Here is an 11,660-nt window from a genome sequence, read left to right on the forward strand (position 1 = left end):
GCCGCCGCCACAACTGGCGCACATACTCCGGCAGGGAAGGACGGGCACCGCTGACGGACAGACCGTACTTGTCGGCGAGCTGCCGCGCCGTGAGGCCTTCGTCGGACGACGGGGCGGAGGGTGGTGCGTGGAGGGCCTGGCTCACATCCGCTGCTTTCGCTCGGAACGTCTTCGTTACGGTCCTATCACGGTCCCTTGCGTCGGAACGGGGCCGTATCGTCGCACCGGGAGCGTAGGGCGAAGTGACGTCGCGACGCAACCGTTTCGTCGTCACGCCCTATGCTGGGACCCCATGACGACGAACGCCGAGGGCTCACGGACGGGTCCGCGCCGCCGTGCCCCCGCGGGGGCCGCCGTACTGCGCGAGGACGTGACGGAGGCGATCCGGGCCGCGGTCTTCGAGGAGCTCGCGGCCGTCGGCTATGCGCGCATGTCCATCGAGGGGATCGCGCGGCGCGCGGGCGTCGGCAAGACCGCGGTGTACCGCCGCTGGCGCTCCAAGCTGCACCTGGTGCTCGACATCGTCTCGGCGATCGCCGTGCAGGGCCTGCCCGCGCCGGACACCGGCTCCCTGGAGGCCGACCTGCGGCTGCTGTACGAGGTGACCTCCCGGGCCCTGCATCACCCCACGGCCTCGCAGATCATTCCGGATCTGCAGGCCGAGGCGGCCCGCAACCCGGACATCGCCCAAGCCGTGCAGAAGGCCCTGCGCGACGGCCAGGAGAGCGTGGCCAGCAGCATCCTGGCGGCGGCCGAGAGCCGCGGCGAGGTCCGTCCCGGCCTGGACCGGGACCTGGCCCTGGACCTGATCTCGGGTCCGCTGTACTGGCGTGCGGTCGTCATCCGCACCCCGAAGCTCCCCAAGGGCTACCTGGACGCCCTGGCCCGGGGGACGGCTCAGGCCATCAAGGCGCTGTAGGGGCTGCGAGGCTCCGCAGGGGCTGCGGAGCCCGTCGGCGGCTTCGGCCGGGCCGAGCGCAGCGGCGGCAGCCGCCGGTCAGGCGCGGGCCGCCTCGGGGTGACGGTGGACCCAGCCCTGCCAGGCGGAGGTGACCATGTCGTGGAGGTCGCGCTTGGCCCTCCAGCCGAGTTCCGTGGCGATGCGGTCGGCGGAGGCGACGACCCTGGCGGGATCACCGGGGCGGCGCGGGGTGACCGTCGGGGGGATGTCGTAGCCGGTGACGGCGTTGATCGTGTCGATCATCTCGCGGACCGAGACGCCCTCGCCCCGGCCGATGTTCAAGGTGAGGTCCAGACCCGGGGAGGACTGCAGGGCGCGGGCCGCGGCCACATGGGCCTCCGCGAGGTCCGCGACATGGATGTAGTCACGGACGCAGGTGCCGTCCGGTGTGGGGTAGTCGTCGCCGAAGATGCGCGGGGGTTCCTGCTGGGTCAGCCGCTCGAAGACCATGGGGATCAGGTTGAACACGCCGACGTCGGCCAGTTCCGGACGCGCCGCGCCCGCCACGTTGAAGTACCGCAGGGACGCCGTGGCCAGGCCCGTCGCCCGGCCCGTGGCACGGACCAGCCACTCGCCGGCCAGTTTGGTCTCGCCGTAGGGCGAGATGGGCACGCATGGCGTCTCCTCTGTGACCAGGTCCACGTCCGGAGTGCCGTACACGGCCGCCGAGGAGGAGAACACGAACGCCCTGACCTCGGCTCGGGTCACGGCCTCCAGCAGGACCCGCAGGCCCTCGACGTTCTCCCGGTAGTAGTGCAGCGGGCGGTCCATCGACTCGCCCACCTGCTTTCTCGCGGCCAGGTGGACGACCCCGGTCACCTCGTGCTCGGCGAGGGTGCGTGCCACCCGCTCGCCGTCCAGGACGGAACCCACCACCAGCGGGACCTCCGGCGGGACGCGCTCGGCGATGCCGGTGGACAGGTCGTCGTACACCACCGCCCGCTCGCCCGCTTCCGCCATCGCGTGGACGACGTGCGCTCCGATGTAGCCGGCGCCGCCGGTGATCAGCCAGGTCATGTGCGGGCTTCTCCTCGTGTGATGGGCCAGGTCGTCGTACGGGCGGGGCGTGGTCGGGTGCCCGCCCCGGTCCGTCCTCAGTGAAGCAGACGGCGAAGTCTGCTCCGGAGCACGGATGCGACCCCGCCGGGCCCGGCCGCCAGGCGCAGGGAGAGCGCACCGGAGTGCGTGGCATAGGACTGGACCAGCAGGACGCCGTGGCGCACGCTCGGCACGACACGGCGGCACAGCCGGCCCGCGCCCGTGCGGGCGTGCGCCGTCACCGTACGGCTCGTGCCGTCGGCGAAGCACACCCGTCCGTACAGGTCCCAGGTGCCGGAGCCGAGCTCCGCGAGGTTCACGACCGCCCCGGCCGACCAGATGCCGGCGGTGGCGGGTGTGAGAGGGACGGCGGTGCGCTGGGCCGTGAGGCCCGTCTCCCGGTTGCGCCACCACAGCTCCAGGGTTCTGGGATCCGCGAGGGCCACCCTGCCGTACAGCTCGTGCAGACGCAGCCGCAGCAGGCCGCCACGCGCGCGGGGGCGCAGCTCCGCGTCCACGGCGAGGGGCAGCAGGTGCGCCGGCCGGGTCAGATAGGGCTCCAGCGTGACCTGGGGCAGGTCCTCCGCCCAGACCGGTGTGCCGTGCTCGTCCCGTGCGTACGGCGGGCAGAGCCGGGCCGGACGGGCGGCGAACTCCTTCAGACGCGGCAGGTCGCGCGGTTCGGGGGAGGCCAGGATCACCCGCGCGAGGAGACGGCCGGGGGCCGCCGGGTCGACCTCCCAGTCGGCCGCGTCGTACTCGCCGAGGTACGCGCGGGTGTGCGTCCACCACGCGCGCCGGTACTCCGCGTCACGCAGACTCAGCTCGCGCACGTACATGCGCAGTTCATGGTTGAGGAACTTGGCGCGCGCGGCCCGTGCGAGCTTCTTCCGGCCGGCGTTCAGCAGGATCGCGTGCGCGGTCCGGCTCGCCTCGATGCGGTCCTGCCAGTTGTCGATGGCCGCGCGGTCCAGAGAGATCGACAGATGGCCGGCGGACCGGCGCACATGCCACACGTACACCCGGTCCGGGACGAGGGCGATGCGCGGTCCGGCGGCCAGCACACGCGCGGTGAACACGAAGTCCTCGTAGCGGAAGCGGCCCTCGGGGAAGCGGATGGAGTGCTCGCGCAGGAAGTCGGTGCGGTACAGCTTGTTGACGCACAGAGTGTCGTACACGATGCGCGGGAGCCGCTCGGGGCGGGTGAGGACGGCGCTCTTCCGGTAGAGCCGCTCCTGCCACGGCACTTCGCGCCCGGAGGGCAGTTCGCGGCGTACGCACAGGCCGCTCGCGACCTCCGCCTGCTCCTCCCGGGCGGCGCCGAGCAGTGCGTCCACGGCTCCCGGCGGCAGTACGTCGTCGCTGTCGAGGAACATCACGTACGGCGACGTCACCGTGTCGAGGCCGGTGTTGCGCGGGGTGCCGCAGCCGCCGCTGTTCTTCTCGTGACGGACGACCCGCACCCTCGGTTCGGCCGCGGCGAGGCGGCTCAGCAGCTCGAAGGTGCCGTCCGTCGAGCAGTCGTCGACGGCGACGACCTCGCCGACGGCGGGTCCCTGGGCGAGCGCCGAACGCACGGCGTCGGCGATATGGGCGGCATCGTTGTAGCCGATCACGACGACGCTGACGAGAGAAGGCTGGTGCACGTGCATGGAATCCAGGGGCCGGAAGCAGTGGTGTGGTCGGTGTTCTCCGCCGGGGGTGAGACTTGACGTCCTTTGCCGGAGACGACGAGATCCGATCTCGGGGTTCCCTCTCCGGCGCGGTCGACCCTGCCGGGCGTCACAATCCAGCCAGGTGACGGTACCGCGGCGGCGGGCGGGCCGCTGCGCACGGGCACGAGGCCCGAACCCGTCACAGACACGCCGTGACCTGGGCCGGAGCGCGAGGCAACGCCTTCCGGGGCCCTTGTGCTTCCTCCCTGCGGGGGAGGTGTCGGGCAAAAGTGCGAGGGTGGGGTGAGCGGACGGCGCGGCGGGGTGCCGAGGGCGAGCGGCGTCACTCGCGGTCCGGCACCCCCTCCAGTGCCGCCGTGTCGAGGGCTGCCGTCAGGTGGTCGAGGCGGGTGCGGAGGTCGCGGATCTCCTCGAGGGTGAGGCCGGTGGCCGCCACGATGCGACGGGGTATCCGGAGCGCGCGGGCGCGCAGTGCCCTGCCCCGCTCGGTCGGGCGGACCTCCACCGAGCGCTCGTCGCGCGCGCTGCGCTCACGGTGCACCAGGCCGGCCGCTTCCAGGCGCTTGAGCAGCGGGGACAGGGTGCCGGAGTCGAGGCGGAGGTGTTCGCCCAGCTTCTTCACGGGGGTCTGGCCGTGCTCCCACAGGACCAGCATCACCAGGTACTGCGGGTAGGTCAGCCCCAGTTCCTCGAGGACCACGCGGTAGACGCCGTTGAAGGCGCGTGAGGCGGCGTGCAGCGAGAAGCAGATCTGGCGGTCCAGGCGCAGCCATTCCGTGTCCTGTGCGACGGCGTCCTGCGGAACCTCGGTCGTCATGCCGCCAGGATAGCTCTGGCGCGCCATTTGATTGTGCGCAATTGAATTGCGTGCTCTAATACTGCTCGGTCAGTCACACGACTCCTCGAGAGGGATGAACCTCCATGGACGCGCTCTACACCGCCGTCGTCACCGCCACCCACGGCCGCGAGGGCCGCGCCGTCAGCTCCGACGGCCGTCTCGACCTGCGGCTGGCTCCCCCGGTGGAGATGGGCGGCGACGGACAGGGCACCAACCCCGAGCAGCTGTTCGCCGCCGGCTACGCCGCCTGCTTCGCCAGCGCTCTCGGTCTGGTCGGCCGCCGGGCCAAGGTGGATCTCCGCGACGCCGCGGTCACCGGTGAGGTCGGCATCGGCAGGCAGGGCGAGGGCTACGGGCTCGCCGTCACCCTGCGCATCGAGCTGCCCGACTCCGTCGACCGGGACACCGGCCGCACGCTGGTCGAGCAGGCCCACCAGGTCTGCCCCTACTCCAACGCCACCCGGGGCAACATCCCGGTCGAACTCGTCGTCGAGTGACCGGAACCGGCGCCGTTTCCCCCGTTCCCCGGCTGCTTCTCGGCTGCTCCCCGGCTGTTTCCGGCTGTTCTTCGCACACGGGCAGCGGCCGAGGGGGCGGGCCGGTGCCGGCCCGCCCCCGGGGAACCGCGGCTACTTGATCGCGCCCGCCATCACACCGGAGACGAACTGCCGCTGGAAGGCGAAGAACACGGCCAGCGGGATCACCATGGAGATGAACGCGCCGGGCGCCAGGACGTCGATGTTGTTGCCGAACTGACGCACCTGTGTCTGCAGGGCGACCGTGATCGGCTGCGTACCGGACTTGGTGAACACCAGCGCGACCAGCATGTCGTTCCAGACCCACAGGAACTGGAAGATGGCCAGGCTCGCGATCGCGGGCCCGCCGAGCGGCATCACCACGCGGGAGAACAGCCGCAGTTCACCGGCGCCGTCCAGACGGGCCGCCTCCAGCAGCTCGCGGGGGATCTCCGCGAAGAAGTTCCGCAGCAGGAACACCGCGAAGGGCAGGCCGAAGCCCGTGTGGAACAGGATCACCCCGAGGACCGAGCCGAACAGGCCCACTTTGCCGAAGAGTTCGGCGATCGGGATGAGGGCGACCTGCACGGGGACGACCAGCAGACCCACCACGGCCAGGAACCACCAGTCCCGGCCCGGGAACTCCATCCACGCGAACGCGTAGCCCGCCAGCGAGCCGACCACGACCACCAGGACCGTCGCCGGGACCGTGATCAGGACGGTGTTCAGCAGGGAGTGGGTGATGTCGCCGTTCTCCAGCAGCCTCCGGTAGCTGTCGAAGGTCAGCTGCGAGGGCTTGCCGAACACCGTCCACCAGCCGCTCGCACTCATCTCCCGCGGTGCGCGCAGCGACGACAGCAGCAGACCGATCGCCGGGACCAGCCAGAACAGGCCCACCACGATCAGAAAGGCCCTCAGGACACCGCCGCTGACGGCCTCCACCAGCCGTGCGCCCAGGGACCGCCCGGCCTTCACGGCCCCGGGGGCGGGCACCTTCCGCACCGGGCTTCCGGCTTTCCGGGCCCCCGCCGTCATCGCCGCACCTCCCGCCGCAGCCTGCGCATGTTGAACAGCATCACCGGGACGACCAGCAGCAGCAGAAACACCGCGATGGCGCTCGCGATGCCGGGCTGGCCCTCCGAGAAGCCCTTGCGGTACAGCTCCAGGGCGAGCACGTTGGCGTCGTCCTGGGAGGAGCCCGGGGCGATGATGTAGACCAGGTCGAAGATCTTCAGCACGTTGATCATCAGGGTGACCACGACGACCGCGAGCACCGGGGCCAGCAGCGGCACCGTGACCCTCCGGAACACCTGCCACTCGGTGGCCCCGTCGACCCGGGCGGCCTCCAGCAGCTCCCGGGGCACCCCCGCGAGCCCGGCCGCGATCAGCACCATCGCGAACCCGGCCCACATCCACACGTACGACCCGATGATGGCCGGGGTGACCAGGGACGGGCCGAGCCAGTCCACGCCGTTGTACGGCTCCCTGAAGTTGTCCGCGGGAAGCCGCAGCCGGGCACCGTCGGCCTGCGCGGGCAGGGTGAACGTGCCGTCGTCGGCGGCCGTCGTCGACGCCACCACCCTGCCGTCCTTGACCGCCTCGATGCGCATCCCGGCGTAGCCGAGCTCGGTGGGGTCGACCTCGCCCGGCCGTCCGACGCCCTTGCCGCGGGTGAAGTCCTGCCAGGTGGTGCCGGTGATCCTCCCCGGCTCCGGCTCGGCCCGCACGGCCTTCCTGGCGTCCTTCGGCATCCGGTCCGGGGCGACACCGACGAGCGGAAGGCTCACCGACTGGCCGACGCGGACCGTGGCGGTGGTGATGAAACCGCCCCGGTCCGGCTCGAGCGGCGAGTTCCGGCCCGGGTGCGCCTTCGGGAACGCCGAGGACGGGGCGAAGGTGTCGTGCACCCCGACCCACACCGCGTTGGCGACCCCCTTGTCCGGGTCCTGGTCGTACACCAGCCGGAAGATGATCCCGGCCGCCAGCATGGAGATCGCCATCGGCATGAAGACGACCAGCTTGAACGCGGTGCCCCAGCGCACCCGTTCGGTCAGCACGGCGAAGACCAGCCCGAGGGCGGTGGCGACCGTCGGTGCGAACACCACCCAGATGACGTTGTTCTTCAGCGCGGTGCGGATGCCGCTGTCGGTGAACAGGGCGCGGTAGTTGTCGAATCCGGCGAACTGGTCGCCCGAGGCGTTGGAGAAGCTGCGGACGACGGAGTACCCGATGGGGTAGACCACGAGCGCGCCGAGCAGCACCAGGGCGGGCAGCAGGAAGAGGGCCGCCACGATCCTGCGGGTGCCGGTCACGCTCCTGCGACTGCGGGATCGGGCGGGAACCGGTGAGACTCCCGCCGTCGTGGCCGACTTCATGGCCGGATCAGCTCCCGTCGCCGTAGGCCGCCGCCGCGTCCTTCTCCAGCTTCGCCTGGGTGCCCGCGACGTCGCCGGGGTTCTTCAGGAAGTCCTGCAGGGCCTTCCACTCACCCTTGCCGGGCGTGCCGCCGAAGGCCGGCGGGGCCTGGTCGGACATGTCGAAGCGGAAGTCGTCGCCCGAGTCGATCAGAGCCCGGGCGATCGTGCGCTGCACCTCGTTCGGATACGCCGAGTCCGGCACGTTCCTGTTCGGGGACAGGTAGCCGCCGAGCCTCGCCTGGATCGTCGCCGCGTCCGGCGACGCCAGGAAGGCGACCAGTGCCTGCGCGGCCCTGGAGTCCTTCAGGATCACCGCCGCGTCCCCGCCGGAGACCACCGGCGCCGTGTCGCCCACGGCCGGGAACGGGAACACCTTCGCGTCCGTGCCCGTCTCGGCCCCGGTCTCACCGATGTCGACCTGCACGAAGTCGCCCTCGTAGACCATGGCGGCCTTCGGCTGGTCACCGCCGGTGAAGGTCTGGATGACGGATGCCGGGAACTCGGTCTGCAGCGCGCCGTCCGGGCCGCCCGCCAGATACTCCTTCCTGGACCAGATCTGGGCGAGCGTGGTGAGCGCGTCCCTGACGGACGGGTCCGTCCACTTGATCCTGTGCTGGGCGAGCCGGTCGTACTTCTCGGGGCCCGCCTGGGAGAGATAGACGTTCTCGAACCAGTCGGTGAGGGTCCAGCCGTCGGCGCCCCCGACCGAGAACGGGGTGACACCGGAGTCGTAGACCAGCCGGGCCGTGGTCAGCAGCTCCTTCCAGGTCTTGGGCTCGCTCGCGCCCGCGTTCTCGAAGACCTTGGCGTTGTACCAGATCAGCGACTTGTTGGCGGCCTTGTAGTAGACGCCGTACTGCGTGCCGTCGACCTTGCCGACGTCCTGCCAGCCCCGCGAGTAGTTCTTGGCGAGCTGCTTTTGGACCTCGGGGCCCAGCGGCTTGGCCCACTTCTTCTCCACGGCCTGCTTGATGGCGCCCGGCTGCGGGAGCAGCGCCACGTCCGGCGGCCGGCCGCCCGCGATCTTCGACCCGAGGAAGTTGATGATCGGGTCCTGGGCGGGCACGAAGGTGACCTTGGCGCCCGTGCGCTTCTCGAACTCCGCGAGGACCTTCTTGAAGTTCGCCTGCTCACTGCCGGTCCAGACGGCGGCGACCTCCAGCGTCGTGCCGTTCAGCCGGGGAAGGGGGACGGTGGCGGTGGTCTCTGTGCCCCCGCCGTCCCGGGCGTTGCCGCTGTTCCTGCCGCCGTCCCCGCCGCCGCACGCGGTGAGGGAGAGCGCGAGCGCTCCCGCGGCGACGGCTGCCACGGCCCTGGCGGTTCCGCCGGTCCTGGCGGCCCTGGCGGCCCCGGCGGTGCGACGGGTCCGGATGGTGCTGCTCGTGCTGCGCATGACTGCCCCGTTCTCCATGTACGTCGAACGTCCGAGCGCTGTCCGAGCGCTGTCCCCCGCGGTCCGGTCTACGCCGGGGCCATGGAGTCGGCAAGGGCGCCCACGCTGCCGAGCGGGCGATCGCGACCGCGTCGTGACTCGGTGTCAGCTCTCGGTCACAGCAACGAGGGAATCCGTGCCGCGGACACTTCCCGTGCCGCCCGTTCCAGGGCACTGGCCAGCAGGGCCAGGTCCGTCGGCCCGTTGCCCAGCTCCCGCACCGAGCGCCGGGCCGGCGGGTCGCCCATGCGCTGCCAGTCCAGGGGGACCACGGTCGGGCGCTGGGTCGCCGTCCGGGGGATACGGCCTGTGACACGGCCTCCCTGGAACGCCGTCACCCGGCCGTCCGCCCAGGTCAGCCGCCCGCGTCCGGGGGCCGGTTCGTTCGGTCCCGAGGCCGGTGCGTCCAGGGTGATCCGCAGTGCGGCCCGGCGCGCCGGTTCGCTCTGGGCCGTACGGCCACCGGGCGCGGTGGCCGCGACCAGGTGGACGCCGAGCCGTTCGCCTTCCCGGGCCACCGCCTCCAGCGCGCGTATCACGGAGCCGGCCGAGGGCCGTCCGGGCGCCCCCAGGGCGGGCGAGACCAGGGCGTCCAGATCGTCGACGACCACGACCAGGCGGGGCAGCGGCGGAGCGACCTCCGCCTGACGGCGGGCCGCCCCGGGACGCAGCCGCAGGGTGGAACTGGGCGGGCTGTCGAGATCGGCCGCACCCGAGGAGGCGGACGCCGTACCGCTCATACCGCCCGTACCGCTCGTACCACTCATACCGCCCGTGCCGATCACGCCGGCCGGGCGTGCTCCGGCCGGTCCCGTGCCGGCGCACCGCGGCCCGGACGTGCCGCGGGACGTCGCCGTGCGCTGGGCGACGATACGGCCGGACACCGTGCGCCGGGTGTGCCACTCGGCGAAGTCGGACTGCCCCAGCAGCTCGGCCCGGCGCTTCAGCTCCGCGCTCAGCGACTGCGCGAACTCCCGCATGCGGACCGGGTCGTTGGCGGCGAGATGGGTGGTCACGTGCGGCACGTCCGTGCAGACCCGGAGACCGTCGCCCTGGCCGCCCGTGCCGATGCCGTCCCGGCCCTCCACCAGCACGACGGCCAGGCGGTCGGGCCGCTCGGCGGCGGCGAGCGAGGCGACGACGGAGCGCAGCAGCTCCGTACGGCCGCTGCCCGCCGGTCCCTCGATCAGCAGATGCGGTCCGTCGGCCACGAGGTCGACGCGGACCGGCCCGCGCGGACCGGCGCCGAGGACGGCCCAGGCCCGCCCGCCGAGGGCCGTGGTGTCGTCGGCCGCGTCCGCCCAGCGCGCCTGCAACGACGCCGGGGTGGCCCGGGCCAGCCCCAGCTCGTCCAGCAGCCGCGCGGACGGCGGCAGCGGCACCGGCACCCGGGCGGGACGGTTCCCGGCGGACCCGTCCGGCCGCAGAGGGGCCAGGGCCCGCGCGAACCGCTCGGCCCACGCGGAGGACACGGCGTCGACCACGGCGAGGGTGCCGGGGGTCACAGGGGCGGGGAGCGGGGTCCCGGCCGGGAGGCGGGAGGCCGCGCCGGCCTGCGGACCGCCGGCCGCCGGGGGCGTCGCGACGCGCATCAGCCGCAGCGCCGTCGCCACGTCGCCGCTGAGCAGGGCCACGGCTCCGCACTCCCGGAACACCGGCGACACCGCGCACGCCGCCTCGTAGGTGGCCGGCACCGGGGAGGCGGCCGAGGCGGGCGCCGTCTCGGCGAGACACACGACATGGATCCCCGCCCGGGGGCCCTCCTGCGCCAGACGGGTCACCGCCGCGCGCACCGAGGCGCCGCCCGGATCGCCGTCCACGACCACCACGGTGTACGGCCCCGTGAAGCCCTCCTCGCCGGACGGGCCGCCCTCCCGGGCCCCCGCGGGCCCGCCGGCCTCCCCGCGCATGCCGGCCGCCCGCAGGCCGCCGGCGGCGAAAGCGGTGTTCGGATGGTCCTCCAGCCGCCGCAGGAGTTCGTCGGTGCGGGCGGTGGCCTGCTCGTGGTCGTAGGCGAGAAGGAGACGGCAGTCCTGTCCGTGGCGCGGGCGGACGTGCGGGAGCCAGCCGAGCCAGGACCACTCGTCGGTGCGCTCCTCCACGGGGCGGGCGCGGTCGGTGCTGAGCAGGACGATCTCGAGCGTGTCGGGGGAGTGCGCGGCGGCGAGCTGGGCCAGCACCGCGCGCGCGAGCCCGGACAGACGGGCGCGCGGTCCGGCCAGGCCCAGCGCCCCCACCTCGCGCAGGTCGGCGGTCACCGGGACCGCGGGCAGCAGCCCCGAGCCGTCGGGGGCCGGCCGGTCGACCGTGCCGAGCCGCACCGTGAGCGCCTCGGTGTGCCCCGGTCCGCGCTCCCACAGGCGCGGCCCCGGGCCCAGCGCCATCAGCAGCAGCGCCGCGGGGTTCGGCCAGGTCTCCGGCTGCCGCCGGGCGGCGTACGGGGCGGGCGTGCCCGCGGCGGTGCCGTCGTACGGCTCGTGCCCGTCCGCCGTCTGCTCGGCACGGCCGCCGGCCAGCCGGCGCGCCCAGGCACCGAGCCCGCCGCGTCTGCGCACCACCCGCGGTACGTCCGTGCCCCGCGGGGGCGTTCCCCGGTGACCGCTCGCGCCGTCCACGGCGAGGGCTCCGGCCGGTCCGCCCGGGCCGGACCGTGCCCCGCGGGGCTCGTCGCCGGGCGCGGGCACCGTGCCGTACGGGCCGCTGTCGCTCTCGATCCGCGGTGCGGGGGCCTGTGCGGGGACCGCCGGGGACGGGACGGGGTGCCAGGCGCCCTGGGCGTGGGG

At 73.2% G+C, this 11,660-nt stretch carries 9 protein-coding genes and 1 pseudogene; 2 read left to right on the top strand and 8 right to left on the bottom strand.

Annotated features, from left to right (window positions below):
• Window positions 1–145: pseudogene (locus ABD224_RS27925) on the bottom strand (ABC transporter permease); the annotation flags it as partial.
• Window positions 146–292: 147 nt separating this feature from the next.
• On the opposite strand from ABD224_RS27925, the gene ABD224_RS27930 reads away from it, so the two are divergent.
• On the top strand, window positions 293–919 hold the full coding sequence (locus ABD224_RS27930; RefSeq protein ID WP_344054849.1) for a TetR/AcrR family transcriptional regulator: 627 nt from the start codon (window positions 293–295) through the stop codon (window positions 917–919).
• 78 nt (window positions 920–997) lie between these two features.
• Here ABD224_RS27930 and galE read toward each other — a convergent pair whose 3' ends face one another.
• The 3 genes from galE to ABD224_RS27945 form a co-directional block, all read right to left on the bottom strand.
• Window positions 998–1,978 (bottom strand): UDP-glucose 4-epimerase GalE, encoded by a 981-nt coding sequence (gene galE / locus ABD224_RS27935; RefSeq protein ID WP_344054851.1) that lies wholly within the window; start codon window positions 1,976–1,978, stop codon window positions 998–1,000.
• Window positions 1,979–2,055: 77 nt separating this feature from the next.
• Window positions 2,056–3,651, bottom strand: a complete 1,596-nt coding sequence (locus tag ABD224_RS27940; RefSeq protein ID WP_344054853.1) for a glycosyltransferase family 2 protein — start codon at window positions 3,649–3,651, stop codon at window positions 2,056–2,058.
• Between the two features lie 346 nt (window positions 3,652–3,997).
• Window positions 3,998–4,492 carry a MarR family winged helix-turn-helix transcriptional regulator gene (locus ABD224_RS27945; RefSeq protein WP_344054855.1) on the bottom strand — a complete coding sequence of 165 codons (495 nt, stop codon included), beginning with the start codon at window positions 4,490–4,492 and terminating at the stop codon, window positions 3,998–4,000.
• 104 nt (window positions 4,493–4,596) lie between these two features.
• Between ABD224_RS27945 and ABD224_RS27950 the strand changes: the two genes are divergently transcribed.
• Window positions 4,597–5,010 (top strand): organic hydroperoxide resistance protein, encoded by a 414-nt coding sequence (locus ABD224_RS27950; RefSeq protein ID WP_344054857.1) that lies wholly within the window; start codon window positions 4,597–4,599, stop codon window positions 5,008–5,010.
• Between the two features lie 132 nt (window positions 5,011–5,142).
• Here the strand turns inward: ABD224_RS27950 and ABD224_RS27955 are convergent, their stop codons facing one another.
• The 4 genes from ABD224_RS27955 to ABD224_RS27970 all read right to left on the bottom strand — a co-directional run.
• Window positions 5,143–6,063 (bottom strand): carbohydrate ABC transporter permease, encoded by a 921-nt coding sequence (locus ABD224_RS27955; RefSeq protein ID WP_344054859.1) that lies wholly within the window; start codon window positions 6,061–6,063, stop codon window positions 5,143–5,145.
• Window positions 6,060–7,403 carry a carbohydrate ABC transporter permease gene (locus ABD224_RS27960; RefSeq protein WP_344054861.1) on the bottom strand — a complete coding sequence of 448 codons (1,344 nt, stop codon included), beginning with the start codon at window positions 7,401–7,403 and terminating at the stop codon, window positions 6,060–6,062. Before ABD224_RS27960 ends, ABD224_RS27955 begins: the two co-directional genes overlap by 4 nt.
• Window positions 7,404–7,410: 7 nt before the next feature.
• Window positions 7,411–8,838: an ABC transporter substrate-binding protein gene (locus tag ABD224_RS27965; RefSeq protein WP_344054863.1), complete on the bottom strand. Its 1,428-nt coding sequence runs from the start codon at window positions 8,836–8,838 to the stop codon at window positions 7,411–7,413.
• 155 nt (window positions 8,839–8,993) lie between these two features.
• A partial coding sequence (locus ABD224_RS27970) for an FtsK/SpoIIIE domain-containing protein (protein ID WP_344054866.1) occupies window positions 8,994–11,660 on the bottom strand: 2,667 nt, incomplete at its 5' end.

Origin of the sequence: Streptomyces thermoalcalitolerans, assembly GCF_039525155.1 — a bacterium.
Taxonomy (GTDB): domain Bacteria; phylum Actinomycetota; class Actinomycetes; order Streptomycetales; family Streptomycetaceae; genus Streptomyces; species Streptomyces thermovulgaris.

What these genes read in the sequence shown, in the direction of transcription:
- ABD224_RS27950 (WP_344054857.1), top strand. Translation starts at nt 4,597, where the DNA reads ATGGACGCGCTCTACACCGCCGTCGTCACCGCCACCCACGGCCGCGAG.
- ABD224_RS27930 (WP_344054849.1), top strand. Translation starts at nt 293, where the DNA reads ATGACGACGAACGCCGAGGGCTCACGGACGGGTCCGCGCCGCCGTGCC.
- ABD224_RS27945 (WP_344054855.1), bottom strand. Translation starts at nt 4,492, where the DNA reads ATGACGACCGAGGTTCCGCAGGACGCCGTCGCACAGGACACGGAATGG.
- ABD224_RS27960 (WP_344054861.1), bottom strand. Translation starts at nt 7,403, where the DNA reads ATGAAGTCGGCCACGACGGCGGGAGTCTCACCGGTTCCCGCCCGATCC.
- galE (WP_344054851.1), bottom strand. Translation starts at nt 1,978, where the DNA reads ATGACCTGGCTGATCACCGGCGGCGCCGGCTACATCGGAGCGCACGTC.
- ABD224_RS27965 (WP_344054863.1), bottom strand. Translation starts at nt 8,838, where the DNA reads ATGCGCAGCACGAGCAGCACCATCCGGACCCGTCGCACCGCCGGGGCC.
- ABD224_RS27955 (WP_344054859.1), bottom strand. Translation starts at nt 6,063, where the DNA reads ATGACGGCGGGGGCCCGGAAAGCCGGAAGCCCGGTGCGGAAGGTGCCC.
- ABD224_RS27940 (WP_344054853.1), bottom strand. Translation starts at nt 3,651, where the DNA reads ATGCACGTGCACCAGCCTTCTCTCGTCAGCGTCGTCGTGATCGGCTAC.